The 26,222-nt window shown below is 55.2% G+C and carries 24 protein-coding genes, 1 tRNA gene and 1 pseudogene; 7 read left to right on the top strand and 19 right to left on the bottom strand.

What is annotated here, in order from left to right:
- Window positions 1-9 precede the first annotated feature (9 nt).
- Both A7P99_RS01835 and A7P99_RS09925 read left to right on the top strand, forming a co-directional pair.
- Window positions 10-86: transfer RNA gene (locus tag A7P99_RS01835), tRNA-Pro, on the top strand.
- A gap of 434 nt (window positions 87-520) precedes the next feature.
- Window positions 521-766, top strand: coding sequence for a hypothetical protein (locus tag A7P99_RS09925; protein WP_153705443.1), 246 nt, complete (start codon window positions 521-523; stop codon window positions 764-766).
- Window positions 767-895: 129 nt separating this feature from the next.
- Here A7P99_RS09925 and A7P99_RS01830 read toward each other — a convergent pair whose 3' ends face one another.
- The 9 genes from A7P99_RS01830 to A7P99_RS01795 all read right to left on the bottom strand — a co-directional run bounded on the left by A7P99_RS01830 (window position 896) and on the right by A7P99_RS01795 (window position 8,837).
- Window positions 896-1,672, bottom strand: coding sequence for a ferredoxin--NADP reductase (locus tag A7P99_RS01830; RefSeq protein WP_067446898.1), 777 nt, complete (start codon window positions 1,670-1,672; stop codon window positions 896-898).
- A 203-nt stretch (window positions 1,673-1,875) separates the two neighbouring features.
- Window positions 1,876-2,061, bottom strand: a complete 186-nt coding sequence (locus A7P99_RS10540) for a hypothetical protein (RefSeq protein WP_255361282.1) — start codon at window positions 2,059-2,061, stop codon at window positions 1,876-1,878.
- The gene (locus tag A7P99_RS10535) at window positions 1,976-2,524 is read right to left on the bottom strand and encodes a thermonuclease family protein (protein WP_255361281.1); all 549 of its coding nucleotides are present in this window, start codon (window positions 2,522-2,524) and stop codon (window positions 1,976-1,978) included. The genes A7P99_RS10540 and A7P99_RS10535 overlap by 86 nt, the downstream gene beginning before the upstream one ends.
- A 4-nt stretch (window positions 2,525-2,528) precedes the next feature.
- Window positions 2,529-3,122: an RdgB/HAM1 family non-canonical purine NTP pyrophosphatase gene (rdgB, locus tag A7P99_RS01820; protein WP_067446896.1), complete on the bottom strand. Its 594-nt coding sequence runs from the start codon at window positions 3,120-3,122 to the stop codon at window positions 2,529-2,531.
- Window positions 3,119-3,388, bottom strand: a complete 270-nt coding sequence (locus A7P99_RS01815) for an NGO_0222 family membrane protein (protein WP_067446894.1) — start codon at window positions 3,386-3,388, stop codon at window positions 3,119-3,121. Before A7P99_RS01815 ends, rdgB begins: the two co-directional genes overlap by 4 nt.
- A gap of 242 nt (window positions 3,389-3,630) precedes the next feature.
- Complete coding sequence (locus A7P99_RS01810) at window positions 3,631-4,329, bottom strand: LemA family protein (protein ID WP_082880648.1); 699 nt, start codon at window positions 4,327-4,329, stop codon at window positions 3,631-3,633.
- 255 nt (window positions 4,330-4,584) lie between these two features.
- A complete protein-coding gene (gene bamC / locus A7P99_RS01805; RefSeq protein ID WP_067527699.1) occupies window positions 4,585-5,712 on the bottom strand; it encodes an outer membrane protein assembly factor BamC in 1,128 nt (375 codons plus the stop codon).
- Window positions 5,713-5,754: 42 nt separating this feature from the next.
- On the bottom strand, window positions 5,755-6,630 hold the full coding sequence (dapA, locus tag A7P99_RS01800; RefSeq protein WP_067686320.1) for a 4-hydroxy-tetrahydrodipicolinate synthase: 876 nt from the start codon (window positions 6,628-6,630) through the stop codon (window positions 5,755-5,757).
- Window positions 6,631-7,106: 476 nt separating this feature from the next.
- The gene (locus tag A7P99_RS01795) at window positions 7,107-8,837 is read right to left on the bottom strand and encodes an ABC transporter ATP-binding protein/permease (protein WP_067686317.1); all 1,731 of its coding nucleotides are present in this window, start codon (window positions 8,835-8,837) and stop codon (window positions 7,107-7,109) included.
- A gap of 175 nt (window positions 8,838-9,012) precedes the next feature.
- Between A7P99_RS01795 and A7P99_RS01790 the strand changes: the two genes are divergently transcribed.
- Entirely contained in the window at window positions 9,013-9,258 is a 246-nt protein-coding gene (locus A7P99_RS01790) for a CsbD family protein (protein ID WP_049258466.1), read from the top strand.
- 99 nt (window positions 9,259-9,357) lie between these two features.
- Here A7P99_RS01790 and A7P99_RS01785 read toward each other — a convergent pair whose 3' ends face one another.
- Window positions 9,358-11,583, bottom strand: coding sequence for a TonB-dependent siderophore receptor (locus tag A7P99_RS01785; RefSeq protein ID WP_067527695.1), 2,226 nt, complete (start codon window positions 11,581-11,583; stop codon window positions 9,358-9,360).
- A 325-nt stretch (window positions 11,584-11,908) separates the two neighbouring features.
- Here A7P99_RS01785 and A7P99_RS01780 point away from each other — a divergent pair, with 325 nt between their 5' ends.
- Window positions 11,909-12,415, top strand: a complete 507-nt coding sequence (locus A7P99_RS01780) for a disulfide bond formation protein B (RefSeq protein WP_067527693.1) — start codon at window positions 11,909-11,911, stop codon at window positions 12,413-12,415.
- 175 nt (window positions 12,416-12,590) lie between these two features.
- Here the strand turns inward: A7P99_RS01780 and msbA are convergent, their stop codons facing one another.
- The 3 genes from msbA to adk form a co-directional block, all read right to left on the bottom strand.
- Entirely contained in the window at window positions 12,591-14,405 is a 1,815-nt protein-coding gene (gene msbA / locus A7P99_RS01775; protein ID WP_067686314.1) for a lipid A export permease/ATP-binding protein MsbA, read from the bottom strand.
- 174 nt (window positions 14,406-14,579) lie between these two features.
- Window positions 14,580-15,098 carry a CNP1-like family protein gene (locus A7P99_RS01770; RefSeq protein WP_067686312.1) on the bottom strand — a complete coding sequence of 173 codons (519 nt, stop codon included), beginning with the start codon at window positions 15,096-15,098 and terminating at the stop codon, window positions 14,580-14,582.
- Between the two features lie 82 nt (window positions 15,099-15,180).
- Window positions 15,181-15,828: an adenylate kinase gene (adk, locus tag A7P99_RS01765; RefSeq protein ID WP_035580042.1), complete on the bottom strand. Its 648-nt coding sequence runs from the start codon at window positions 15,826-15,828 to the stop codon at window positions 15,181-15,183.
- A 216-nt stretch (window positions 15,829-16,044) separates the two neighbouring features.
- Between adk and A7P99_RS01760 the strand changes: the two genes are divergently transcribed.
- From A7P99_RS01760 to rpsU, 3 genes and pseudogenes are all read left to right on the top strand, one after another.
- Window positions 16,045-17,190 carry a M14-type cytosolic carboxypeptidase gene (locus A7P99_RS01760; protein ID WP_067446876.1) on the top strand — a complete coding sequence of 382 codons (1,146 nt, stop codon included), beginning with the start codon at window positions 16,045-16,047 and terminating at the stop codon, window positions 17,188-17,190.
- Window positions 17,187-17,966 (top strand): annotated as a pseudogene (gene pgeF, locus A7P99_RS01755) (peptidoglycan editing factor PgeF); the annotation flags it as partial. The gene A7P99_RS01760 and the pseudogene pgeF, both read left to right, overlap by 4 nt.
- A 344-nt stretch (window positions 17,967-18,310) precedes the next feature.
- A complete protein-coding gene (gene rpsU, locus A7P99_RS01750) occupies window positions 18,311-18,523 on the top strand; it encodes a 30S ribosomal protein S21 (RefSeq protein ID WP_023886457.1) in 213 nt (70 codons plus the stop codon).
- A gap of 270 nt (window positions 18,524-18,793) precedes the next feature.
- On the opposite strand, the gene A7P99_RS01745 is transcribed toward rpsU, so the two are convergent.
- The 6 genes from A7P99_RS01745 to A7P99_RS01720 form a co-directional block, all read right to left on the bottom strand.
- Window positions 18,794-20,137: a DUF58 domain-containing protein gene (locus A7P99_RS01745; protein ID WP_067527687.1), complete on the bottom strand. Its 1,344-nt coding sequence runs from the start codon at window positions 20,135-20,137 to the stop codon at window positions 18,794-18,796.
- 8 nt (window positions 20,138-20,145) lie between these two features.
- Window positions 20,146-21,150, bottom strand: a complete 1,005-nt coding sequence (locus A7P99_RS01740) for a MoxR family ATPase (RefSeq protein ID WP_067686309.1) — start codon at window positions 21,148-21,150, stop codon at window positions 20,146-20,148.
- Between the two features lie 153 nt (window positions 21,151-21,303).
- On the bottom strand, window positions 21,304-22,668 hold the full coding sequence (locus tag A7P99_RS01735) for a DUF4350 domain-containing protein (RefSeq protein WP_067446869.1): 1,365 nt from the start codon (window positions 22,666-22,668) through the stop codon (window positions 21,304-21,306).
- Window positions 22,665-24,215, bottom strand: a complete 1,551-nt coding sequence (locus A7P99_RS01730) for a DUF4129 domain-containing protein (RefSeq protein WP_067686306.1) — start codon at window positions 24,213-24,215, stop codon at window positions 22,665-22,667. The genes A7P99_RS01735 and A7P99_RS01730 overlap by 4 nt, the downstream gene beginning before the upstream one ends.
- Window positions 24,212-25,192 (bottom strand): stage II sporulation protein M, encoded by a 981-nt coding sequence (locus A7P99_RS01725; RefSeq protein WP_067686303.1) that lies wholly within the window; start codon window positions 25,190-25,192, stop codon window positions 24,212-24,214. The genes A7P99_RS01730 and A7P99_RS01725 overlap by 4 nt, the downstream gene beginning before the upstream one ends.
- The gene (locus A7P99_RS01720) at window positions 25,189-25,962 is read right to left on the bottom strand and encodes an RDD family protein (RefSeq protein WP_067686300.1); all 774 of its coding nucleotides are present in this window, start codon (window positions 25,960-25,962) and stop codon (window positions 25,189-25,191) included. The genes A7P99_RS01725 and A7P99_RS01720 overlap by 4 nt, the downstream gene beginning before the upstream one ends.
- Window positions 25,963-26,222: the final 260 nt, after the last annotated feature.

Here is a 26,222-nt window from a genome sequence, read left to right as displayed (position 1 = left end):
TTCGGAAGTCGGAGTGTGGCGCAGTCTGGTAGCGCACTTGCATGGGGTGCAAGGGGTCGAAGGTTCGAATCCTTTCACTCCGACCAAAAAGCCAAAGGCTTAACTAAAAATAGTTAAGCCTTTTCTTATATATTTATCATACAACGTTGCATCTTCCCATATGCCTGAGCAGCTTAAGCTTATACTCGCCAACTCACATCACAAAGTATGTGAATCCGCTACGAAGGCCGCCTGAAAGCAAAGCTTAAACAAAATAAAAACAAGTAAAACAAGTCCCGCTAAATTTCTCAAGTTCTCCCCTTCTATGTCTGATAAAACATGAAGACTCCAGTCGACGTCTACTAACACTGCCACACCGATTCCCACACCAGACTGCCCTCTTGGCTAGACAGTAATAACGAAGAATTACGTTATGCTGTAGGTGTCTACAATTTCTACCTATCCGCGAGCTACCTGTCATTTAATCGAAAACTTTCTTGTTCACTAGCTGGACAACCCTGATCATGAAACTGCATCTTGAGTGCAGTTTTCATTCAAGCAATATATCCCACCCTACACCAATTCTGCTATTTGCTCTACTTTACTGCACTTGCTCGACAGCGTACCGACAAGCAACCTGTTCTACTACGACATCACCGCCAACCTGATTACATGCGGTGAATCCATCGTGCTGCCTTTACTGGTACGGGATGAATCGATAACCATATTGCTGATACACTGGAAAACAGCACTGATTCTGTATTTGCCAAAAGCAGACAGCAGCTGATAGAGAGCCCATTTCTCACACAAGGCAGCAATCCATCCGTCCTCAAAGGCTACCGGAAATTTTAGCTTCGCAGAAACTTCGCCTCGCTGCGTTTTCAGGTAGCCTTTTCTTCACTAAAATACTCAAACTTTATTGGTCTACAAACGCGCGCTCAATCAGATAATCGCCGCGCTGCCCCATTTTGGGCGACACAGTTAAGCCAAAGCTGTTGAGCACATCACTGGTGTCTTTGAGCATGGCCGGGCTGCCACACAGCATAGCACGGTCGTCTTGTGGGTTAATCGGTGGCAGGCCGATATCTTCGAACAGTTTGCCGCTCCGCATCAAATCGGTGAGACGACCTTGATGTTGAAATTCCTCACGAGAAACAATTGGGTAGTAAATCAGTTTCTCACGAATCATTTCACCCAGGTATTCGTGATTAGGCAGCTCTTGGGTGAAGCGATCGTAGTAGGCGAGGTCTTTTTTATAGCGCACACCGTGCACGAGAATCACTTTTTCAAACTGCTCATACACTTCCAGATCTTTGGTGATGCTTAAAAACGGGGCAATACCAGTGCCGGTTGAGAGCAAATAGAGATGTTTACCGGGATTTAAATCACCACAAATCAGGGTGCCGGTGGGCTTTTTGCTGATGAGCACTTCGTCGCCAACTTTGAGGTGCTGCAGGCGGCTGGTGAGCGGGCCATCTGGCACTTTAATGCTGAAAAATTCGAGATGCTCTTCCCAGTTGGCGGAAGCCACGCTGTAGGCACGCATCAGAGGTTTGCCGTCCACCAGCAGGCCGACCATGACGAATTGGCCGTTTTCAAAGCGCAGGCTGTCGTCGCGGGTGCAGGTGAAGGTGAAATAGGCGTCAGTCCAGTGGTGTACGGACAGGACTTTTTGTGTGTTGAAGGCTGCCATATTGTCTTTCTGAATAAAGTTAACCCGCACGGCGGCGGAAAAATTTGTAAATTATAGCATTGTGTTGGCAGGGATAGGCGGTTTTATTGCGAACGATTTTGATTAAGCAGATGCCTGGTTTCGGCAAAGCTTATTCCATCCGTTTTTACTTTGTTGCAACCTCGTTTTAGCTTCGTTGAGGCTCACATTTTCAGGTGGCCTTTTCAATGCCAATACTGTTGTGGCTGCCGATGACGAAACTGCCACGGTGCCTGTGGAGAAGCTTGCCGCCACAGACCGAACCGCTGGTTTTTGGCTTGCACCTCAGCTTCCGCATAAGCGGCATATTCGGCCTCGCTCTGCCATTCGCGGGCGTAGCGGCGATAGTGCCAGGCGCAGCCGTCGGCCACCTGCTGTCGGTTGATATCCTGGCCATTTAGGCGGATTTGTGCGCACTTTGCGGCCGTAGCGGTCGGTATCCACGATTTCGGCCTGTACTTGTCGATGCAGCACTTGTTCGGCCAAACGGTCGCGGCAGGCTTTGCCCTGGGCTTGCTCCAATTCCGGCGCATCGATGCCGGCAAGGCGGAGTTTATGCCGTTGACCGGAGCGGTGGTCTTGCAGATGTAGCGTATCACCGTCCCACGCACGAACCACTTCGCCGCTAATGATGTTGTTCCTAGCAGGTTCGGCACTGGCGGGCAAGGTAGAACAGGCGGCCAGCAGCATAGCGTAGCCGGCCATGCCGATTTTGACGAAACCTGCTGCATTAGTTTTAGCTCCGCAAAAACTCACTGCGTTTGTTTTGGCAAAATTTACTATGTTTATTTTCAGGTAGCCTTTGACCTGAAGAATGGGTAACGGGTGTTTCATGCTGTTAAAATCCGGCACGGATTTTTTCTGCCAGTTGCCGCAAAGCTTGAGCACGGTGGCTAAGTTGGTTTTTGGTGTCTGGTGCAAGCTGGGCGGCAGTTTGCTGCAAATCGGGTAGGTAGAAATGTGGATCGTAGCCAAAGCCGTTGCTCCCGGCGGCCTGTTCCTGCCATTGCCCGTGCCACACACCTTCTGCAATCAGCGGCTGCGGGTCATCGGCGTGGCGCACTAAAACCAGCACGCAAACGTAATACACGGCGCGGTTGGCCTGCGCAGCCAAGTCAGCACTCAGTTTGGCGTTGTTAGCAGCATCAGAACGCAGCTCCTCTCCGGCATAGCGTGCGGAGAGCACGCCCGGTGCGCCGTTTAGGGCAGGCGCGCAAATACCGCTGTCGTCAGCCAGTGCGGGCAAATCGCTATGTCGGCTGGCATGCCGTGCCTTTACCAGCGCGTTTTCCACAAAACTAACATGCGGTTCCGGGCATTCGGGCACGGCAAAATCCGACTGGGGACATACCTGCCAGCCGAGTTTGACAAACAGAGTGTTGAATTCACGCAATTTTCCGGCGTTGGTACTGGCTAATACTAATTTTTTCACGTTACCTCCTTACCTGTCGGTTGAGCTTCATTTTCTACCTGCTGTGAAACAGCCTGCTGCATCTGTTGGGCGACCAGCTGTTTTTCGCGTAAAAACTTGGCCAACGAAGCCATCTGCCCGGCCATGCACAGGAAGGCGGCCAGGAAACAGGCTACAGCTGCGGCGGTGTATTTCAAAATAAATAACACATTGCCCGCGAGCAGCAACAGGATAAATAGTATCGTGAACAGCGCGGTAAGTTTCAGGTAGCGTCTGGTTTTATTCATGGCAATATGCGTTAGAGCAAGAAAGGTTAAATTTAGGATTAATTTGATTTCAATAGATCATTTGAATCCGAATGAGACGGAAATGGCGAATTCTGAATTCACTTCCGTTAAAGGATGCGCTTTCAGGCAACCTTTCGGCAAATAAAAATTAGCCGGATACTCCTTACCCTGTTCCGGCTTTGTAACAGCCTATGTTTTCGGGTAGCCGGGAAGGCTACCTGAAAACATAAACGGCCAATCTTTTATTGTGGCGAACCGTTTGGCTGCCCGGTATCCTGCGATTCCTCATTTTGTGCTATTACATCCTGCGTGGTATCTACTACATTAGGTTTGTCGCCATATTGCTGTTTTAGCTGCGATACACCTTCTTTGGCTGCCCGTGTTGCGTGTTCGGATGCCGATTTAACCGCCTGTGCGCTGCTGCCAATAATTTTTTGCAAGCATTCGGTATCGTCGCGGGCAAAACTCTGTGCCTGTGCATCAAATTTTTCATCATCGCTGTTGAAATATTCCACCGTGCCAAACGACAGCTTCTGCGCCACCAACACGGCGGGGAAGGAGTTGCGGTAGCTGTTGAAACGGCGCACGCGGTTGTTGTAGCTTTCACGACGCTCGAGAATTTCATTTTCCAAGCGCTCCAGCTGCCCCATCAGCTTTTGATAGGTGGCATTAGCTTTCAGTTGCGGAAACGATTGCGCCATAGCCATCATATGTTGGGTATTGTTAGCCTGAGCTACTTTAAGTTGCGTGATTTGCTCGTGTTCCAAATAGCCGGATGCAATTTCGATAATCTGCCCACTGAGCTGCTGGCGTTTTTTCAAACCAGCCTGCAAATTGGAAAACCCTTCGCGAATGCTCTGCATACTGCTTTGCAAGGTGTTGTAAACCTTAACCAGCCAACTGATGGCAACGGCAACAATAATTAGCAAGAACAAAAGCATGTGCAACTCCTGAATGATGGTCGAAAATAAGGAAACAAATGCGGCGTATTGTAACAGTTCTCTATTTGTTTTTGTTTGCCATAAAGGCTTTCCAAGCTGCCTGGCGAGCGGGATAAGGCTACCTGAAAACTATCGGCATAGTTGGATTAAGGAAAAACAGCCTCTTGGATACAACAAACTTTCAGGTAGCCTTGAATACAGACAATACAGAAGTAGCCTTTAATCTGCATTAAAGGCTACTTTCTCATTGTGCCATCAGCGCAGTTCGTTATACAGGCGGCCCAGCCAAGTTTGTGCATCCGCGCCTTGGTAGGGGCTGCCGTCTTTGTTGGATAACACCAATTGGCTGCTGTTATTGCCTTGCGGCTGCACAGCCACCACAAATTCAGGCTGTGCCTGCGGTTCGGCAGGTTTGCTGCTGCGGCCGAATAGGCGGCTGAAGAAGCCGGGTTTCTCGGTGCGCACGGCTTTCCCTTCGGCAGGAGCCACCTGAACCAAATAGGCTTGGCGTTGGGTGTTTTGGGCAGTAACGCTCAGGCCGATGCGGTCGAGCGCAAGGCCGACACGACGCCAATTGCGGGCTTGATTACCGCGCAAAATCAGGCGGCCTTTTTCCAGGCTGGCCAAATCGCCGTTGCGCGGGGCGGCAGCCTGCCGCTGTTTCAGCGCTTGCTCAATTTGTTGTTCGTCGGCACCTAAATACTGCATGAAGCGGCCGAGCAGCGTAGCTTCTAAAGCGGTATCGCGCTGTGAAGGCTGCCACATGGTGGTGTCTTTGTTGTGGTCGGCGTAGGTTTCCTTCATACCGCGGTGGGTGAAGAATACATCGGTACCGCCTTTGCTGTTGCGCTCGAGGCGGATGGTGAATTTGTCGCGCTCGCCGGTGGAATATACACCGCCCAAGCCGACGCGTTCAAACAGGCGGCGCAGGCCGTCTTGCGGCAGTTTGGCGCGATTTTCTGCCCAATCGGTTTCCATCAGGCCGATACCCGGCTCTTCACGGGCAATCACGAAGCCCTGCTCTTGCCAGAAAGCGTGCAAGAGTGGCCACACTTCGGCTGGGTTTTTGTTGGCAATGTTCAGCCAACGCTCACCACCTTCTCGCTGCATGGTGATGTTTTTCACCTCAGCCAACACCGGCGAACCCGCTTTGTTGGCAGCAGCCTGCTGGCTACGGGCAACATCGCTGGCCCGCACTGAGCCGCCAGCGGGCAGGTTGTATATATTGCCTTGCGAAGGGTTGTCTAAATCGGGCGGCACTTCCAAGCTCACCACTTTGCGGTTTTCAGTTTGGTAGTCTAGCTTTGGCGTTTCGGTTTTAGTAGCGCAACCGGCCACCAGGCTGGCCATCAACAAGGCGGCGGGCAGTTTGAATACGTTCATGCAGCTATGTCCTTCAGGGTTGAAACTTGTAATTAAATCCAATTAAATCAGTTGCAGTTTTTGCAGTGCGGCGCTCACGCGCGCCTGGCCGGTTTCGCTCAGGCTTACCATCGGCAAGCGCACGGCACGGCCGCACAAGCCCAGTTTTTCCAGCGCCCATTTCGGCGCAGCAGGACTGGGCTCGCAAAACATTTCTTGATACAGCGGCACCAGTTTGGCGTTCAGCGCACGGGCTTCGGCCAGATTGCCAGCTAGCGAGGCACGGCACATATCGGAAAACAACTTGGGCGCCACGTTGCCGGCCACGGTAATCACACCGTGTGCACCACACAGCATGGCGGCCATACTGGTGGGGTCATCGCCAGAATAGATGGCAAAATCTTCGGGCACGCGGTTAATCAGATCCACCATGCGGCCAATGTCGCCACTGGCTTCCTTGATGCCGATGATATTGGGGATTTCGGCCAAGCGTAGCACGGTGTCGTTGTTCATGTTGACCACAGTGCGGCCGGGCACGTTATACACAATCATCGGGATATCCGCCGCTTCGGCAATAGCAGCGAAGTGGCGGTAGATGCCTTCCTGCGGTGGTTTGTTGTAGTACGGCACCACAGACAGCGTAGCATACGCGCCGGAGCCAACTGCCGCACGAGACAGCTCGATGGCTTCACTGGTGCTGTTCACACCGGTACCGGCAATCACCGGAATGCGGCCGTCGGCAAAGCGGATGGCTGCCTCGATCACTTCAATCTTTTCCGGCACGCTGAGCGTGGTGCTCTCGCCGGTGGTACCAACGGCGACAATGGCATCAGTGCCGTTGGCAACATGCCAATCAATCAGACGTTGGAATTGTTCGTAGTGGACACTGCCATCTTCACGCATCGGAGTGATGATGGCGACAAGACTACCGGTTAGCATGGCTCAACCTTTATTTGAGGGGTGGTCGAAAACGGGGCGATTGTAGCCTATTTTGCCGGCTTGTGCGAAATATTGCATAGATTAAAACTTGCTTGCCGGAATTATCTCCCAAGTGCCAGCAATATGAATTTTGCAAACAAATTGAGTATGATAAACGAAGACATTAACTGCTTTCAGGTAGCCTTTGCGGCATACAATAAGGCTACCTGAAAATATAGCCGAATAATTTTCAGGTAGCCTCCGCTAGGCAGTCATCACAGAGAAAATTCGGGCAACCAACTATATTCTTGCTCTTAGTAAACCAGCAACCATTCGCTGGAAAGCTAGCCAGAAGCAAGATTTCAACTCGGTTACAACAGGCGTAATAGTAGAGTTCTCCGGACTTTAAAAAAGAAATCGGCAAAACCAAATATCGTTACAACAATGCCGAACCACAGCAATAGAAAGGCTACCTGGAATTTCAGGTAGCTTTTGTTTCAAGCTGTGTCCTCTGTCTCGCAAACCGCCATTTCCCCTGTCATAAATCCTGCCAAATCTACCCTCCGATCAAATAACTCCTGAATCCGTGCCTGATGGCTGATACCGATGCACAAGGCATCCGGCAGGGCTTGCCGCAATATTCGCATCAATTCGGCGGCGGAAGTATCGTCCAGCTGGTTGGTGGCTTCGTCCAGAAACAATACGTCGGGGTGATGCAGCAAGGCTCGGGCAAGGCTGAGGCGCTGCTGTTCGCCGCCGGAGAGGATGTTGTGCCACTCGTGTTCGACATCGGGATCGAGCGCGGTCAGGCGCGGCAGGCCGGTTTGCCTTAATACTTGGGCGATGGCGGCGTTATCAGGTGCAGTAGCATACGGATAGGCAAGCACGTTACGCAGGCTGTCGTGCGGCAGGTAGGGGCGTTGCGGCAGGAACAGGCTGCGGCCTTGGATGGCGAAACGGCCTTGATAATATGGCCACAGCCCGGCCAGCGTGCGCAGCAGAGTGGATTTGCCAATGCCGCTGCGGCCTTCAAGCAGTAGCCATTCGGCGGCGCGGGCGGCGAGCGAGAGGCCGTGCAGCAGGGTGCGGCCGTCTGCGGTGTGGAGGGTGAGCTTGTCCGCTTTGAGTGCGGCGGTTTGGCCGGATTTGCCGTCGCTATCATGTGCGGGCTGCTTTTGCGGTATGTCGTCCAGCGTGTTCAGGGCTACCTGAAAACCGTCCAGACGTTCCACCACGGATGCCCATTCGATGATGCGTTTGTAGTAATCCATAAACCAGCCGAAGCCGTCCTGCACGTTGGAAAACGCGCTGCGTGCCTTCATCATGTCGCCGAAAGTGAGGGTATGTGCCAGATACATGGGCAGGGTGGCGATGATGGGAATAAACATGGATAGGCGCAGATAGGCGGCGGAAAAGGTTTCCAGGTGCAGTTCGCGGTCGATAAGCTTGCGCCAGTTGCGGCGGACGGCTTCAAAGCGGCGGTTCAGGCGGCGTTGTTCGGCAGCTTCGCCGCGATACAGGGCAATTTGCTCGGCATGGTCGCGCACGCGCAAGAGGGTGGCGCGGTAGTCGGCTTCGCGGTGCTGGCGTTCCACGTTGAGCGGCTGGAGCTTGCAGCCGATCAGATGAGTGAGCAGAGTGCAGGCTGCCGAATAGGCCAGCGCCACCCACACCAGATAGCCGTACACCGTGATGTTTTGCCCGAAGATTTTGAAGGTTTGCACACTGGATAGCTGCCACAAAATCACCACGAATGCGCCGAATTTGGCGGCGTTCATGATGAAATATTTGAACAAATCGATGCTTTTTTCCGAGAGCAAGAAGATGTCTTCGGCAATGCGCTGGTCGGGGTTGTCCGGCCCGCCGCCGTGTTGCAGTTGCAGGCGGTAGTGGCGGCTGCGGCCGAGCCATTGCTGTTGGAACTGCTGTGTAAGGTGGCTGCGCCAGCGGAACAGCAGGATTTTGCGCAACCAGTTGCCGAAGGCGACCAAGGCGGTAACCAAGGTAATATACAGCAGATATTCGCCAGCCAACGCTGGCATGGCGGCGCTGTCGAAGGCGGCGAGCGCATCGTAAAATGTTTTGTTCCAATCAGTAATCAGCACGCTTACGCGCACAATGGCGAGCGAACAGCCGACCACGGCGGCCAAAAGCAGCCATTCGCGCCATTGGCTTTTGGCAAACCAAAACGGGGCGGCAAGACGGAGGAAACGACGGAGGGTTTTCACGGGCTATCTGAAAATGGGATATGGATAATATTGGGTAATGAAAAAGCCGCCTGCATATTTTCAGGCGGCAGGAAAGGCGGCCTGAAACGGTAAAGCAAGGTTAATCGGTTTTACTTGCGAAGCGGAAAAGGTTTATAGTCTCAACTCTTATAGCACGCAACCAAGGAGTATTTTTATGAGCAATTTCGACGATATCGTAGGCAAAGTGAAAAAAGAAGTGGGCGATGCCATCGGCAGCAGCAAACTGCAAGCCGAAGGCCTGATTCAAGAAGGCGTGGGCAAAGCTAAAGAAGCCATTGCCGATGTGGAAAAACAAGCGGCCGATGTGCTGGAAAAAGGCAAAAAATCCGCTGAAGAGCTGATGAGCGAAGCCAAAGGCAAAGCCGAAGGCCTGATCAACGACATCAAAAGCAAGTTCTAACTGAGCAAACGGCACGGCAAACCGCCCTGCCCCACGCCGCCGAATAGAGGCTACCTGAAAATTTTCAGGTAGCCTTTTCTCTTTGCCCGCACGGCGGGATTACAGCTTCCAATCGAATTTCAGCATGATGTTGCGCGGTTCGATCAGATAGTTGTTGATGCCGTTCTGCCGGGTTTTCTGGTTTTCATACACGCGCCGGTCGGTCAGGTTGCTGCCAATCAGGCTGAGCTTCATGTTGTCGTTGAAGCTGTATTGCACATTGGCGTTAAACAGCGCATAACCGCCCTGCTTCACATTGGCCAGGCTGGAGGTTTCGCTTTGTGCCGTTACGCCGCCGCCAATCGTCCATTTGTTTGCCGCACCGGGCAGGCGGTAGCTGGTGTAGAGGCGGAACATATGGCGCGGCGTGTGCTTGCTGAAATTGGTACCCGCAGGAATCGCACCGCGGTTCTCGGCATCCAAATATTTGCTGTTGTTAAGCGTGTAGCCTGCAAACAGCTGCCAATCGTCCGTCAGCTTGCCGGAAATTTCCATATCCACGCCGCGGCTGCGCACACGGCCTACCGGCTCGTTATACCAGCGTGACATGATATTGTCGTATACCTGCACGCTGCGGTTTTTCTGCTCGATGTCGAACAAGGCGACGGAAGCATTCAGCTTGCCTTCATACCATTCGCCCTTCCAGCCGATTTCGTAGTTACTGCCCAATACCGGCGGCAGATAACGATCATAACGGTCTTTGCTGCCGTTGGGCTTGAAGATGCTGGTGTAGCTGGCGTATATGCTGTGATGCGGCGTGATGTCGTAAGTGATGCCGAAATACGGGATAAAACGATGGTGGTTGCGCTCGGTAACACTATCCGGGTCATTATCAACCGCGCCGCCGGTGTAGTGATAGTCCACCACAGATTTGGTGGTCATATTGGTGTAGCGCGTGCCGGCTAAAATGTGCAGCTTTTCGGTGGGGTTGAAGCGCGTACCGGCCATTAAGGAATAACTGCGCTCGGTGTTGTCGTAGTCCCACAACATCCACGGAGTGCCAGCATACCAATCCGGCTCGGCCACTTCGTTACCCCGGAAAGAAGACGGGTCGTAAGACTGAAGATGGCGGAACTGGCGGCGTTCGCCACCACCGCTTTTGTGGTTATAGGTATAGCCGAAGAACACATCGTGTTCCTGCTCCAACAGGCGATATTTGCCATTCAGATTGGTTTTGATGGTGAACTGCTTTTCGTTGCGGTCATATCGGCCAAGCCAGCCGGAAGGCAGAACGCCGCCGGTTGTCCAGCCCGCATAGGAAGTACTGCCGCTGTAAATGCCGCCGTTACGTTTCAAAGAATGGTTGTTGTTGTAATTGAGCGTGCCGGTCAGTTTCCAATCATTGGGAAAATAGTGCTCCAATTCAGCAAACAGATTGATTTTACGGGCTCTGTTGCGGCTCCAATCATAGCTGAGGAAAGTGTCGCGCGGCAGACCGGAATCGCTGCCGTTCACGCCCATCGGAATACCCCAGTCATCGGGCGTGGATATTTTGCGCTGATACAGCCCGCCCCAAGTGAGCTTGGTATTCTCACCTAACTGTGCATCCATCACGCCGTATAAGGTGAATGTGTTCCCTGCCGCACTGTCTTTGAAACTGCCGTCTCTACTTGCCACGCCTACCACGCGCCCGCGCAGGGTTTGCGCTTTGTTCAGCGATCCGGAAACATCAATCGTGGTACGGGCGGTGCCGAAGCGGTTAAACAAAACATCGCCTTGTATTTGGCGCAAAGAGGTCGGGCGTTTACGCACGGCATTGACCGTGCCGCCCGGCTCGCCGTTGGCTTGGGTAAGCCCCGTGGCACCGCGTACCACTTCGATATGATCGTACACTGCCAAATCAGTAGCAGATTGTGCATCGTACATGGGGTTAGCTACTGCGCCGGGTACCACGCTGCTGATGCCGTCTTCCTCAATCTGGTCGATATAGAAACCGCGCGATTGGAAGCGCGCCGTACCGGTATCGCGGATAACGTTGACGCCCGTAGTGGTTTTCAGCGCATCTTCCATGCTGGTGATGCCTTGGTCACTCATCTGCCGTTTGGTAATCACGCTCACTGACTGCGGCGTTTCCTTGGGCGACAGCGAAAGCCCCGTGGTGGTGCGCATGGCAGAAGTGGTGTAGCTGTTTCGGTTTTCGGTGCGGGTGCTGCGGTTGCGGGCGGTGATTTGGATGCTTTCCAATTCGGCGCTGCCGCCTTCATTTTCGGCAGCATTATCGGCCCATGCGGGCGCGGTAGCGGCCAGCAGGGCGGCGATAAAGGTGGGTTTGAACAGGTGTTGCATGATTTTCCTTTGATAAAAAAAGTAAACATAGATAAATTTTCAAGGCGCGATTATAGTCTTTTACAACCTAATACAAATGAATTTGATAATTTTTAACAACAAATAGAGTGCAAATACCATACGCAACGCAAAGAGTTTGGTTGTTGGCCGGATACTCCCTTCTTCGCTGTTGCCGAATAACAATGATGCAGTCTCCTGAAAATGTGTACTTCAAAGCAGCGTATCGGATAAGCTTATTTTTCAGGTAGCCTTTGCCGTTTGGCGTTCCCCGGCGACGGGTTTATAATATTACTCTCTAATTTTACAAGCCGGATGAAAGCGGATCATGATTGGTTCTTATCGAAAAATCCTGTTGGGCATCTTTGCCGTGGCGGCGGTGTGCACGGCGATGTCGTTGTATATGCAGTATGGGCGAGGCATGGACCCGTGCGTGATGTGCATTATCCAGCGGGTGTCGATTATTTTCGTGGGGTTGCTTTCGCTGCTCGCCATGCTGCTGCCGCTGAAGCGCCGTTGGGCGCAAACGGTGGCGGCGATGCTGGTGAGTATTCCGGCGCTATGGGGCGGCTGGACGGCCATCAGTCAGCTGCATCTGCAAAGCCTGCCCATAGATCAGCAGCCTTCCTGCGGGGCGCCGTGGACTTTCCGCTTACAGGGCGCGCCGCTGTTTGATTGGTATGAGCCGATTATCCGCGGCTACGGCCAATGCGGCACGGTGGAATATTTCTTGAGTGTGCCGTTTGCTTGGTGGTCGCTGCTGGCTTGTACGTTTATCCTGGTCGGCCTGTGGGGCGGCTGGTGGGTGATGCGTCATCATGAAATAGCGGAGTAGTAGATATTTTCAGGTAGCCTGTTGCAACGTGTTATGTGCTATCTGAAATTTTTGGGCTCGATTGAATGTAAGGCTGGTTAGCAATTCAATCTATGAAACACTCGCCTACAAACATACTAAAAAGGCTACCTGAAAGATTTCAGGTAGCCTTTACTTTTACTCCTATGCAACAGCATTAAAGCACGCCCGACAGGCTTTCGACGGCTTCTGCCTGTTGCGCCTGCTGTTCTTGCTGTTCGTGGAACTGCATACGGTAGAGGTCGGCGTAGCGGCCGCCTTTGGCAAGCAGCTCGGCATGTTTGCCCTGCTCGACAATCCGGCCTTCGTGCATCACCACAATGTTATCGGCCTGCTCGATGGTAGAGAGGCGGTGCGCCACCACCAAGGTGGTGCGCTGCTGCATGAGTTTGTCGAGCGCGGATTGCACCAGGCGTTCGGATTTGGTGTCGAGCGCGCTAGTGGCTTCGTCCAAAATCAGGATGGGCACGTTTTTCAACAGAGCGCGGGCGATGGCGATACGCTGGCGCTGGCCGCCGGAGAGTTTGAGTCCGTTTTGGCCGATTTCGGTTTGCAAACCCTGCGGCATGGCAGAGATGAATTCCCAAGCGTTGGCGGCTTTAGCTGCTGCTTCAATATCGGCAGGGTCGGCATCGAAACGGCCGTAGGCGATGTTTTCAGCCACCGTGCCGTTAAACAACACCACGTCTTGGCTCACCAGCGCCATTTGTTTGCGCAGGGAGGCCATGCTGTATTCGCGGATGTCGCACCCGTCGATACGCACTTCGCCCGCGGTGGGATCGAAGAAGCGCGGCAATAAGTTGGCCAACGTGGTTTTGCCGCAGCCGGACGCGCCCACCAAGGCCACCATGCTGCCGTTGGGGATGTGCAGATTGATGTTGTCGAGGCTGTTGCGGGCGGCGCCTTCATAATGGTGGCTCACGTTCACCAACTCGATATCGCCGGTGTGCTCGCTGAGGGTTTCTGTGCCATTATCGGATTCAACCGGTTCGTCTAAAAACTGGAACACGCTCTCGGCGGCGGCCAGGCCGCGTTGCAGCGAGGAAGAAATGCCGGTCATGCGCTTGATGGGGTCGAACATCATCAGCATGGCGGAAAGGAAGGACATGAAATCGCCGGCGCTAAACGAATCGGAAGCGGCGCGGGCGGCAGCCAAATAAAGGATAGTGGCCAGCGCGGTGGCAATCATCAGCTGGGTTACCGCCGTGCTGAAGGAGTTGGCGGCAGTTTGCTTCACGCCGTTGCGACGCACGTTGATGGCGGTTTCATCGAAGCGGTTTTTCTCATGCTCCTGCCCGCCATACACTTTAATCACGCGCTCACCGGTGATGCTCTCGCCCAGCACCTGCGTCATCTGCCCGGTATATTGCTGGCTTTCGCGCGAAAGTTGGCGCAAGCGTTTGCTTACCTGGCGCACGCACCAGGCCAACACGGGAATTAAAATCAGCGTAATAATCGTGAGCTGCCAATCCAGATACAGCAGGAAGCCCAATAACCCCACCACGGTGATGCCGTCTTTGGCGGTTACAGTTACCACATTGAAACCGGCCTCGGTAATCTGGCTGGCATCGTTCATGATACGCGACATAATCCGCCCGCTGCCGTGTTGGCTGAAATAGCCGGCCGGTAGCTTGAGCATTTTGGCAAACATTTCGCGGCGAATTTGCTGCACCAGGTGGCCGGAGAGGTAGCTGGTGCTGTATTCGTTGATGAAGTTGAAAATACCGCGCAAGATAAACAGGCCGATAATCGCCAACGGCACCCAACGCATGGCGGAAAGGTTTTTCTCCACAAAGCCTTCGTTAATCAGCGGTTTGAGCAACCAAGCAAAAATCGGCCCGGTAGCGGCCACCACCACCATACCGAGCACGGCCAGGGCGAAAATGCGCAGGTAGTTTTTCAGGTAGCCAAACAGACGGCGGAATAAGGCCAGGCTGCTGGCTGTAGTGTGCGGGGTAGAAGACGAAGACATGGTGGCCTCTGCCGTTGAAAACGGCGATTGTAAGGCAAATCGGGGGTGGGCAACAATGCGGAAAGGCCGCTTTAGCAGGGTTTAACCTAAATTTGTGGCTGGCTGGGGAAAAGGCTACCTGAAACCCAAACCGGTTTTCAGGTAGCCTTTATCTTTATTTAAGCGTGCACAGCGCTAGTGTAGCCCACCCATGCTGCGGATGCGCTGATCGAGCTCTTGCGCAGTGAGCGCGCGGCCGTCGTTGCAGAAAATCGCCATCAGGCGGCTACGCACCGGGTCGTTGGCGTTCACATAGCTGTCGAACTTGCGCCATACATTATTGCGCGGAGCAATCCAGCGCCGGTTGGTGTTATCGCCAAAGGCGAAGGATCTGAGGTGGCGGTCGCCGCAGCGCATGCCCTCATAACTCATATTCGGCTGCCCGCCCTGCGGCTGTACTGCCAGCACATAGCGCATGCTGCGGTCGGCAGCTTGTTGCACGGGCAGTTGTAGCCAAACTTTATTGCGGTAGGTGGGGTTGATATACAGCTCAAACCACTCGCCGCGCTGCAGATCGGGATAATCGGGCAGCATCACGGCAGCCTCTTCCCACGGCTTTTCCTCTTCCGGCATGTAAAAGCAGTTTTCGCGCAATTCGGCCGAAGCGGTGGCGGAAAGCGCCAACACACAGGCTGCAAACCATAGTTTTTTCATTGCTTTTCCTTTTTCAGGTAGCCTTTTGGTTTCAGGTAGCCTGCTACTTGGCTGGAGGCTACCTGAAAACTTCTGCGCCGGCTTATTTGCCTAAAGCAGACAATACAGCAGCTTTCACGGCTTCCACCGGCTGTGTACCGTCGATTTTGATGTAACGGGGCGCATTGTCGCCAGTGAGCTGGCTATAGAAGCCGATGAGCACGGCGGTTTGCTTATGGTACACATCCAGGCGGTTTTTCACGGTTTCCTCCCGGTCGTCGTCGCGCTGGATCAGGTCTTCGCCGGTAACGTCGTCTTTGCCTTCCACTTTGGGCGGGTTGTAGCGGATGTGGTAAGTGCGGCCGGAAGGCAGGTGCACACGACGGCCGGCCATGCGCTCGAGAATCACCGCATCGGGCACATCGATTTCCACCACCGCATCCAAAATCACGCCTGCCTCCTGCATGGCTTCAGCCTGCGCCAGCGTGCGCGGGAAGCCGTCAAACAGGAAGCCGTTTTTGCAGTCATCCTGCGCAATGCGCTCTTTTACCATACCGATAATGATATCGTCGCGCACCAGGCCGCCTGCATCCATAATCTTTTTGGCTTCCAAACCCAGCGGTGTGCCGGCTTTAATGGCAGCGCGCAGCATATCGCCGGTAGAAATCTGCGGAATACCGAAAGCGGCGGTGATGAACTGCGCCTGCGTGCCTTTGCCCGCGCCGGGTGCGCCCAATAACAAAATCTTCATTGTCTCTTCCTTTAAAATCAATATAAAAGCACGGCAGCGGCACAATGCAAACAGGCTGCCCGAAGCAATGCCGCCACCCAATCCGCTGCACAGTTTAGAGCCCCTGCCGTAAAAAATCCAGTTTCCGCCGCCCTTTCCTCTCCCCGCTGTCCCTAGAAAGGCTACCTGAAAAGCATTACAATCCCCGCTTCCCCTCCTCAAGCAACGAGACCTGCTATGCCTAAAATCAGCAGCAACTTCGATGCCGGCGCCATCAGCGTAATCAACAGCGCCGACAGCCAAAACATTCGCCTCGCCCTGCGCGGCGACAATGCCGCCTCCTTCAGCCAGTGGTTTTATTTCCGCCTGCAGGGAGCGGCCTACCAACCTTGCCGTATCCGCATCGAAAACGCCGGCCAATCCAGCTACCCCGAAGGCTGGGAAGATTATCAGGCCACCGCCTCCTACGACCGCAGCAACTGGTTCCGCGTGCCCACCCGTTATGAAGACGGCGTGCTCACCATCGAACACACCCCGCTGGCCGGCAGCGTGTATTACGCCTATTTCGAGCCCTATTCCCACGAGCAGCACCTCAACCTCCTCGGCGACGCCCAAGGCAGCGGCCTGTGCCAAATCGACGACCTCGGCAGCACCGCGCAAGGCCGCGACATCAACCTGCTCACCATCGGCCACCAAGCCGCCAGCGACCTCAAAATCTGGATTATCGCCCGCCAGCACCCCGGCGAAAGCATGGCCGAATGGTTTGCCGAAGGCCTGCTCTCCCGCCTGCTCGACCACCAAGACCCCACCGCCCGCGCCCTGCTCGACTGCGCCACCTTCTATATCGTGCCCAATATGAACCCCGATGGCGCCGCCCTGGGCAACCAGCGCACCAACGCCGCCGGCGCCGACCTCAACCGCGAATGGCAAAACCCCAGCCCCGAGCGCAGCCCCGAAGTGTATGCCGTGCGCCAAAAAATGCACGAAACCGGCGTAGATTTATTCCTCGACATTCACGGCGAAGAAGCCCTGCCCTACGTATTCGCCGCTGGCTGCGAAGGCAATCCTTCTTATGATGCACGCCTTGCTGCGCTCGAAGCCGCCTTCAAAACCGCCCTGCGCCAGGCCAGCCCCGACTTCCAAGACGAACACGGCTACCCCAAAACCGCCCCCGGCCAAGCCAACCTCGCCATTGCCAAATCCTACGTGGGCGAAACCTTCGGCTGCCTCTCCTACACTCTCGAAATGCCCTTCAAAGACAACATCAACCTGCCCGACGACGACTTCGGCTGGAACGGCCAACGCTCCCTGCGCCTGGGCGAAGCCATCCTCAGCGCCATCCTCGCCGTCTGCCCACAACTGCGCCCGGATGAAACTGCATGAACGGCCAATTCCCCGCCAACAGCTTTGCCGCCAGCTTAGGGCTACCTGAAATTTCAGGTAGCCTCCTGCACGCCGATTGGCCCGCGCCAAGCAATGTCCACACCTTGATTACCACCCGCCAAGGCGGCGTCAGCCAAAGCCGTTTCGCCAGCCTGAACGTGGGCGACCACGTGGGTGACGACCCCGCCGCCGTGGCTGAAAACCGCCGCCGCGTGCAGGCGCACGTTCCCCTGCCGCTGGCCTATCTGCGCCAAGTGCACGGTAATCGCGTAGTGGCCGCTGCCGATTACCTTGACGCTCCGCCGGAAGCCGATGCCGCTTTCGACCGCAGCCGCTGCGCTGCCTGCGCTGTCATGACCGCCGACTGCCTGCCCGTACTCCTCTGCGACCGTGCTGGCAGCGCAGTAGCCGCTGCCCACGCCGGCTGGCGCGGCCTCGCCGGTGGCGTGCTGGAAAACACCATCGCCGCCATGCAGGCCGACTCTGCCGACCTCCTTGCCTGGCTCGGCCCTGCCATCGGCCCCGACGCTTTTGAAGTGGGCGGCGACGTTTTGGCCTCCTTCACCCAGGCCGACCCCACCGCCGAAGCCGCCTTCGAGCCCATCGGCAGCGGCAAATACCTGGCAAACATTTATCTGCTCGCCACCCAAACCCTGCGCCGTGCCGGCGTTAGCCAAATCTACGGCGGCCGGCACTGCACCGTACTCGAGCGCGACCGCTTTTTCTCCTACCGCCGCGACGGCCAAACCGGCCGCATGGTCAGCGCCGTGTGGCTGAGCCCGGAGAAAATGGGCAAAGGCTACCTGAAACCCATGTTTCCAGTTCAAATCAAGCATGAATTTTCTAGCGAAGCACTTATTACCACCCATGCGCTGCTACCGCCTTGCCCTGCTTGACAAATTCGGTCGTAGCCGCCATAATTCACACCTTTGTATGCAGCCCTTCCTGCTGCCTAATATTTTGGCACACCGCACAGCCGGTGTAGCCGCCCCGATTAGGAGGTGATTTTTCCACCCCGGCTCTTATCCAGCCCGCACCAGCCAGTGCAAAAGTGATAAATCAAACCATTTTCTCGGGCACCATTGCCCGGCAACAAATAAAATATTTTAAGGATGACAAAATGCCTTCTATTCGCGTAAAAGAAAACGAACCGTTTGAAGTAGCCATGCGCCGTTTCAAGCGCTCTATCGAAAAAACCGGCCTGCTCACCGAGCTGCGTGCCCGTGAAGCCTACGAAAAACCGACTACTGAGCGCAAACGCAAAAAAGCTGCTGCAGTAAAACGTTTGCAAAAACGCCTGCGCAGCCAACAGCTGCCGCCGAAACTGTACTAATCTTTTGATAAACAAACACAGCCCGTTATTACAACTGGCTGTGTTTTTCTTTGGGCATAAGCCGAAAAGGCTACCTGAAAGTTTATGTGCGCATGGCTTGGGGGGTTGAACGTATCGCTGAAACGCTTCGCTTTATACGGCATTGGCTCGCCTTACAGCACTCCCACACTGCCTAGGACCAGCCTCCCGTAAGAAAATGATTATTTCAGCTATAAGTTTGAGCGTTTGAAGCTAAAGACAGGGCTACCTAAAATTTTCAGGTAGCCTGCTCTACCACGCTTGACGGCGTTTGAGCTGAAGATAGCAGTTGATAAGTTCGGTACTCAGTTGGTTGGGCAAAACATTGATGGCGTTGATGCGGGCGGCATCGAAGTGGCGGATGGCTTCGGCCACGTGGCCTTCGTATTGCAGGGCGCCGAGGTAGGCTTGGGCGTCTGCTTCGTTGCGCACGGGCTGTTGGCGCACTTCTTCGGGCGCGAGCGGGCGCAGGCCGCCGAATAAAACCATGTGGTGTTTGCGCAGGCGCTGGATGTGTTGCAGCAGGTGGAGGCTGTCTTCGTGGTTTAAGTGGGAGAGCACTACCACGAGGGCGCGGCGTTTCTGTTTTTGCAGCAATAAGTTCACGGCGCTTTCAAAATCGGCGGCCTGCTGTGAGGGCTCGATATCGAACACGCCCTGCACCAAGCGCCCTAGCTGCTCCATGCCCTTATGTGGCGGCACGAAGCGAGCCACAGGATGGGCGAAGGTGAGCAGGCCGGCGGCATCGCCGTGCTTGAGTGCAGTGTAGGAAAGCAGCAGCATAGCCTGCAGGGCGTGGTCGAAATGGCTTTTGCCTTCCATTTGCAGGCGCATATTGCGACCGCAGTCGAGCAGGAAGATGAGCTGTTGGTCTTGCTCGTCTTGATAGGTGCGCACGATGGGACGACTCATGCGGGAGGTGGCTTTCCAGTCGATATTGCGGATGTCGTCGCCGTCTTGGTAGTCGCGCAGCTGGTGAAAATCCTGGCCGAGGCCTAGGCGCGGCAGTTTTTTCACGCCCACGAGGTTGAGCCAGCGTTGCAAGCCGATTAAATCGGCACCGAGGATGCGGCTGAAATCAGGCAGCACGTCCACTTTGGCGGGCAGCTCCTGCCGCTGCCGCCGCTGCCACAGACCAAGCGGGCTGGCGAGCCAGTATTCAATGCCAGTAAATTCGGCACGACCGCGCCGGCGCGGGGTAAGCCGGTAGCGGATGGTGGAAAGGCGGCCGGGCCGCGCGTCGATAATCAGGTGCGGGGTGTCGGTGTCCCAGTCGGGCGGGAACAGGTCGGCCACCAGGATAGTTTGCGGCTGCCGCCAGCGGCCTTTGGCCGGCGGAGTGAGCGTGAGCTCCACCTGGTGCGGTCGGCCTTGGATAAACTGGTGCGGCAGGCTGCGCTCCCAGCGCGGTTCGGGCTGACGGCGCTGCCAGAAGGCATCAACCAGCGCAGCCAGGGCGAGCAGGAGGGCGAGGCCGCCGGCGATGTATTGGACTATGCGGCCATTATCTGTGTTCAGGTAGCCTGCCAGCCAGCCGGCAGTGCACACGGCAACGATGGCGGCAAATAGCAGCACCAGCAGTCTGGACGGTCTCATGGCAGGCCTTACAAGCGCGGGGCGGGCACGGAGGCGGCCAGTTCGTTCAACACCTGCTCCACTTGGATGCCTTCCATTTCCATTTGGGTGGAGAGGCGCACACGGTGGCGCATAGCGGGCAGCCAGATGGCTTTGATGTCGTCGGGGGTAACGAAATCGCGGCCGGCCAACAAGGCATAAGCGCGGGCACAGCTGATGAGGGCGATGCCGGCACGCGGCCCTGCGCCCACGGATAAGGCAGGCCAGTCGCGGGTAGCCGCCACCAGGCGCACGGTGTAGTCGATAATCTGCGGATCAACGCCCACCTGCGCCACCAGCTTTTTCAGCTGCTCGATTTGCTGCGGCTGGAACACGTGTGAAGGCTGGCTGCTACTGAGCAGGTCGTTGTTGCTGCTGTTGATGACGGCGTTCAGCATGCGTGCTTCGTCGGCAAGAGCCGGGTAGCCGATCATCACTTTAAACATAAAACGGTCGAGCTGGGCTTCGGGCAGCGGATAAGTACCTTCCTGCTCGATCGGGTTTTGTGTGGCCAATACCATGAAGGGACTGGGCAGATGATGGGTGTGGCCGTCGAGCGTTACGCTGCGCTCCTGCATCACTTCGAGTAGGGCGGATTGGGTTTTGGCCGGGGCGCGGTTGATTTCGTCGGCGAGCAGCAAGTGGGTGAACACCGGGCCTTGGCGCAGCTCGAAGCGGCTGTTTTGCGCATCGTAGCGGTAATGGCCGGTAACGTCGGAGGGCATCAAATCGGGGGTGAATTGGATGCGGCGGAATTCACCGGCAAAGGTTTGCGCCAGCGAGCGCACGAGCAGGGTTTTACCGGTGCCCGGCACGCCTTCGAGCAGCACATGGCCGCCGGCCAGGAATACGGTAAGCACTTCGTCCACCACATGCTGTTGGCCGATGAGCACTTCGTTCAGCCGCGCGCGCAGCATTTGAATGGCGCGCACACCCTGCTGGATAGCGGGGTTGGTGCTGGCTTGGTGGGGCTGGGAAAAATTGATGTCCGTCATCGAATCATCCTTTTGCATTGTTTGTTTCGTTGGTTAATCGGAGGTTTGGGTTTCAGGTAGCCTGGGGTTCAGCTGGGGTTACCTGAAAAATAGGTTGGTTCGGGCTACCTGAAAATTTAGCGGGTATATTTTCAGGTAGCCTCTAGCCGCCCGCTAATACCACGAGCGGTTTATTTTGCGCACGATGCGCTGGTGGGCGGCGATTATTTGCAGCCACTCCACCAAATTGACCTGTTCCGGCAGGGGCTGGAGCCAGGGCTCGACCACGGAGGGCGGCAGTTTGGTTTGGGCACACAAAAATTCCAGCTGTTTGCGGCTGCTCATCTGCTTCCAGGCCGGGTGGCGCTGTTGTAGGGCTTCGAGCAGTCGGCGCTGCATATCGCTGAGGATGGCGCGACGGCTCAGGTGGCGGGTGAGGAACTGGCCTTGTGCGAGCAGGTGCTGGTTCAGGTAGCGTTCAGGCGCAGGCGGCAATTGTTGCACCACGCCCACACGCACCACAATACGCCATAGTAGTATGGCGGCGGCGGCCAAGGCTATGGCCAGCAGCACAGGCTGGCTTTTGAGCATTTTCCATATCATCGGCTCGGAACTGCTGTAATCAGACGGATAAACTTTGTCGGCCAATAAGATGCTGTCTTTTTCCTGTGCCAGATAAACGGCGAGATAGGGATGATCGTAGAGGGCAAGGTGATTGCGATTAAAATCAGGGCGGCTTGGATTGCCCAGCCAGTCTTCGTTCCAGGTAAGCAATACGCTGCCATCACCATAGCGCACGCGGATGGTTTGCACGGCGCCGTAGCCAGTTTTGCCTTGGAACAACACCAGTTTGCTATCTTGCACTACCCAGCCGCTATTAGTGCTGTATCCGGAACCAGTGAAGGTTTGGATCGCGGCGCCTTCTGGCAATTGGATGCTGCTCAAGCCGGCGTTGCAGTGCGGATCAATCTGCAAAGCAACTTCATCGCCAATTTGGCGGGCTGCTTCGCGGCGCTGCTCGGCGGCTTTCACGCAGGCAGGCAGATTGGGCAGGGTTTTGCTGTCGGTTTCTTCCAGCTCCACGGTGCCGATTTGCAGGTGGCGCAGCATAGTTTGGCGGAAGTTTAGTGTGTCTTTATCTTCACTATTATCCGGCTTGCCGTCTGCTTTTAACGGGTTGTCATCAGCATAACTGGGCAGCGCCATCACTAGATGATTGCCGCGCCCTACCCACTCCAGCAGGCGTTCGGCATCTTCCTTATCACGCATGCGGTTGTCGGCCACGATCAACAGGCGATTGCTGTCGTATGAGTTGAGTTCGTTTAAGCCAAACAGGCTATGCTCGTGCTGGATATTTTTCACGCCATATCGAGTGAGCAGGGTTTTCAGGGCGTAGAGCGAGCCTTCGCGCATTTCCTGCTGCGGATCGAGCGACTGCCAGGTTTTGCTTTCCTGCTTGGACAGGCCGGCAACGGCGATCAAGCCGCCGATAAGCAATACGGCAATCAGGCCGATGAGGATGGAACGTCGGTTTTTCATGCCCTACCCTCCCCGGCGGCACGTAGGCTACCTGAAAATTCCTGATCCCCGCCGGCAAACACTTGGCGGTATTGGCGGCACAGGCTGTGTACCGCTTCGCGCTCGGGCAAACGGTGGGCATAAGCCAGTTCTACCCAGTTGTCGGTAAGCGGCTGCCAGTAGTCCAAAAGCTGCGGCTGGCGCTGGCGCACACGTTTGAGCACTTGGCCTTCGGTGTCGCTGCTGCGCAGCGGCAGGCCGTATCGGCGGCTGATTTGCGAGAGGCTGGCGCGGTAGAGCAGGCTCATGGCGGCACGCGGATCACGTTCGTATTCGGCCAATACGGTGGAAGCCACGTCGTTGGGCAGGCTTTCGGGCGTAATTTTCATGCCGAACAAGGTTTCCGGCACTTCTTCGCCCTGGCTCAAGCCGAAGCCGCCGTTGGCTTGATACCAACGGTATAAAATCCATAACACCAAGGCCAGCAGCAGGACGATTAGGGCATACATCAGGCCGTTAAACCAAACTGGCGAAGGGGCCTTTATATCAGGCATATCCGGCAGGCCGCGCTGTCGAGAGTTATCTTCCTTGCCGCATTTGATCCAGCAGTATTCAGTTTGGGTTTTAATGCTTTGAAACGGCGCTTTGCGCAGGGTGTTATCACGGATTTGCTCCACCTTTTCCCGGCTGGGCAGCGGCTCGGCATGCAGGCTACCTGAAAAACCGAAGCCGATAAACACGGCCAAGGCCAACGCCCATAAGGCGCTGCTACTGCCCAACAGGCGGTCTTGGATTTTGCGGGCGGCCAGGCGGATATCCCAGCCTTCGGCCTTGGTGCGGGCATTCAGATAGAGCGTGAAACCGCAGGCCACATAAATCGGCCCCCAGAAACACAGTAGCAGCACATAAATGCCATTGAGCAAATGCTGGAAAATCAACCCTTCTCCGGAAGACACCAAAGTCTCAATCTGCTGCAAAGCATCAGTGGAACGCGCCCCACCGAACGGGCCGGCCACGATGTTTTGCGCCGGATCGCCCGTCCACAGCCAAAACAGCATCGCAAGTAGTCCAAAAGCCAAGATGCTTTCCAGATGGATGCCGAAAAACGCCAGCCAGCTGGCCGCACCGCCGCTTTGGCGCGACAATTCGTTGCAGCGGCACTGATGCGCCTTGCCGCTCAAGCCTTCCAAGAGCGTAACCGGCAGCACCAGGCTGCGGCGCAGGCTGAACCGCCGCCAAGTTAAATCACCAATCAAGCGCGGTCGCCACATCTGCCTAAACGCCGTGCGCACGCATTGCCGGTATGGCGGCAGCGGCTCGAATACCTGCTGCGACATCAGCCACAGCACCGGCGCTTCAAACAACGGCTTCAGCCACCACACCAAAAAACCGCCCCATTCAGGCTGCTGCCAGCACAAAGCCAGCACCAACGCATACACCGGCAGTGACAGGGTTGCCCACACCGCCATATACAGTGCCGGCCGCTCCTGAAACAGGCGCGCACCCAAATCCAAAGCCTCCCAGCCACTGCGCGGGCGGAAATTCAGGCGGGTTTCCCAAATATTCATGCCGCCCTCCCGCCCGCATACAGCAGATAAGCATACACCAGAAGCCACATTGCTATGGAAACAATATATTTCAAAATCATCGGAATACTGGTAATCGGCGACCAAAAGCCTTCAATAAATGCGGCAATAAACAGCATCAGGAAACCGCCATTCATCAGCCCCACCGCCTGTTTGCCCTGAATGCGCAAGGCATCACGCCGCGACAAACCTTGTGGTTTGAGCAGCGCCAAACCCAACCGCAGGCCGCCTGCCGCAGCCATCACAATACCGGTAAGCTCAAATGCGCCGTGTGCACCCACAAACGAGAAAAAGGCCGGTCCGGCCGGATCGCGGGTCATATAGCCCATTGCTCCGCCGATTACCCAACCATTCATCACCGTGAGATAAACCGTGCCCAAACCAAACAGAATGCCGCTGGCAAAACTTTGAAACGCAATGGTTATATTATTAAAAATATAATAGCCAGCCATGACAAAGTTCTGCCACGCCTCGCGGTTGGTGCCCTCACTATACTGATCCAGCATCTCTTTATAGCTATCCGCCAATTGCGGACCATGCTGTAAGCCTTCGATTTTGTCCACGCTGTCGGGATAAAACGCCGTGAGCAGGAAAGCCACGATAAACGGCAGGTAAAACAGTGCATGCGCCAGCCATACCAGTTTTTTCTCACGCCGCACTAGCTGCGGGAAGCCCTGCATCACGAAATCGCGGCAGCGCACCCACAGCGATACCTGCTGCCCCACATACAAAAGCTGGTGCGCGCGTTCACACAGATATTGCAAATAATCGGTAAGGCCGCCGGAATAGCAGCGATCGGTGGCCACCGCCAAATGATGGCACACTGTGCGGTAGTCTTGCATAAACAAAGCCGTTTTCTGCGCACTCAGACTGCCGCGCCGTTTTTCCAGCTGTTGCAAATCCTGCTCAAACGTGCGCCAGAACGCCTGATGCTGTTCTTCAAAAAACAGTTGCCTCACGCCGCCTCCTTCTGCTGTTCACCCGCGTAGTATTTGGCCAAACCCAATATCAGCCGCTCAGCGCTGCGTTCGTCTTCCTGTTGGCCAAAAATCGCCCCCACCATCATTTGCGCCAACTCACCGGTACGCGCCGCGCTCAAATGGCGACGGCGCTCGACAAAGCTCAAAATCGCCTGCTGTTCCTCACGCGTGAGCGCCACGGGCGGGGTAATCGCTTCGATATTGCCCAAATCCATACGCTCGGCCTGCCCGCGTGTTTTATCCACATACACCACCACCGTGGATGCCATGATGTCACCCAAGCGGCGGCCGTAGGGATTACACAGGCCACAGATCATGCCAATACCATAGAAGAACGGCAGGCTGTCAAACACGCGCAGCAGGTTGCGCAGCAACGAAGCCGACCAGGAGATATGCGTGCCGTTGTCGTTGATCACGCGCAAGCCGAAGATTTTCTTGCCCGGCGTCTGCCCGTTCCAGCACACTTCAAACACCACAAAATACAACCACAGCGTGAAGAAAATATTAACAAACAGCATGAAGAAGAACAGGCCTTTAACGATATTGCCGTCATCACCGCCATTTGCACCAGAGAAGATAAATGCAAACAGCATAGTGGAGAGCATCAGCCAAATGCCACGGAGAATGAAATCAACAAACCAAGCGCGCGAACGGGCAAACACCGAAGCCGGACGCAGATAAATATCAATGGCTTCCGGTGTTTCAACTTTGAGCAGGGTATCCAGCCGCGAGAGAATGGGTTCAGACATAATGAATGGTTTGCCAAACGAGATAAAGGGTGGCCAAGAAAATGACGAACTTTGCCCGAAAGGCGGGGGTTTGGCAAGCCCCCAAAGGGTTGGGAAAACTGCTTATAGACAATTCTTATACGGGATGACTGTATGTGGGGATAGGATAGAAGAAAAGGCTACCTGAAACACAATAGCGCAATTTCTGCGCACCACTCTTCAGGTAACCTAAGCGCAGTTCAGGCTACCTGAAAATATCAGCTTCAATGTAGTCAAATCCT

This window comes from Eikenella sp. NML120348 (genome assembly GCF_001648435.1).
GTDB lineage: Bacteria > Pseudomonadota > Gammaproteobacteria > Burkholderiales > Neisseriaceae > Eikenella > Eikenella exigua.
Note: the sequence above shows the minus strand (reverse complement) of the source record. Positions and strands in the feature narration are given on the sequence as shown.

What these genes read in the sequence shown, in the direction of transcription:
- A7P99_RS01830 (WP_067446898.1), bottom strand. Translation starts at nt 1,672, where the DNA reads ATGGCAGCCTTCAACACACAAAAAGTCCTGTCCGTACACCACTGGACT.
- A7P99_RS10535 (WP_255361281.1), bottom strand. Translation starts at nt 2,524, where the DNA reads ATGAAACACCCGTTACCCATTCTTCAGGTCAAAGGCTACCTGAAAATA.
- A7P99_RS01815 (WP_067446894.1), bottom strand. Translation starts at nt 3,388, where the DNA reads ATGAATAAAACCAGACGCTACCTGAAACTTACCGCGCTGTTCACGATA.
- A7P99_RS01810 (WP_082880648.1), bottom strand. Translation starts at nt 4,329, where the DNA reads ATGCTTTTGTTCTTGCTAATTATTGTTGCCGTTGCCATCAGTTGGCTG.
- bamC (WP_067527699.1), bottom strand. Translation starts at nt 5,712, where the DNA reads ATGAACGTATTCAAACTGCCCGCCGCCTTGTTGATGGCCAGCCTGGTG.
- dapA (WP_067686320.1), bottom strand. Translation starts at nt 6,630, where the DNA reads ATGCTAACCGGTAGTCTTGTCGCCATCATCACTCCGATGCGTGAAGAT.
- A7P99_RS01790 (WP_049258466.1), top strand. Translation starts at nt 9,013, where the DNA reads ATGAGCAATTTCGACGATATCGTAGGCAAAGTGAAAAAAGAAGTGGGC.
- A7P99_RS01785 (WP_067527695.1), bottom strand. Translation starts at nt 11,583, where the DNA reads ATGCAACACCTGTTCAAACCCACCTTTATCGCCGCCCTGCTGGCCGCT.
- A7P99_RS01780 (WP_067527693.1), top strand. Translation starts at nt 11,909, where the DNA reads ATGATTGGTTCTTATCGAAAAATCCTGTTGGGCATCTTTGCCGTGGCG.
- msbA (WP_067686314.1), bottom strand. Translation starts at nt 14,405, where the DNA reads ATGTCTTCGTCTTCTACCCCGCACACTACAGCCAGCAGCCTGGCCTTA.
- A7P99_RS01770 (WP_067686312.1), bottom strand. Translation starts at nt 15,098, where the DNA reads ATGAAAAAACTATGGTTTGCAGCCTGTGTGTTGGCGCTTTCCGCCACC.
- adk (WP_035580042.1), bottom strand. Translation starts at nt 15,828, where the DNA reads ATGAAGATTTTGTTATTGGGCGCACCCGGCGCGGGCAAAGGCACGCAG.
- A7P99_RS01760 (WP_067446876.1), top strand. Translation starts at nt 16,045, where the DNA reads ATGCCTAAAATCAGCAGCAACTTCGATGCCGGCGCCATCAGCGTAATC.
- rpsU (WP_023886457.1), top strand. Translation starts at nt 18,311, where the DNA reads ATGCCTTCTATTCGCGTAAAAGAAAACGAACCGTTTGAAGTAGCCATG.
- A7P99_RS01745 (WP_067527687.1), bottom strand. Translation starts at nt 20,137, where the DNA reads ATGAGACCGTCCAGACTGCTGGTGCTGCTATTTGCCGCCATCGTTGCC.
- A7P99_RS01740 (WP_067686309.1), bottom strand. Translation starts at nt 21,150, where the DNA reads ATGACGGACATCAATTTTTCCCAGCCCCACCAAGCCAGCACCAACCCC.
- A7P99_RS01735 (WP_067446869.1), bottom strand. Translation starts at nt 22,668, where the DNA reads ATGAAAAACCGACGTTCCATCCTCATCGGCCTGATTGCCGTATTGCTT.
- A7P99_RS01730 (WP_067686306.1), bottom strand. Translation starts at nt 24,215, where the DNA reads ATGAATATTTGGGAAACCCGCCTGAATTTCCGCCCGCGCAGTGGCTGG.
- A7P99_RS01720 (WP_067686300.1), bottom strand. Translation starts at nt 25,962, where the DNA reads ATGTCTGAACCCATTCTCTCGCGGCTGGATACCCTGCTCAAAGTTGAA.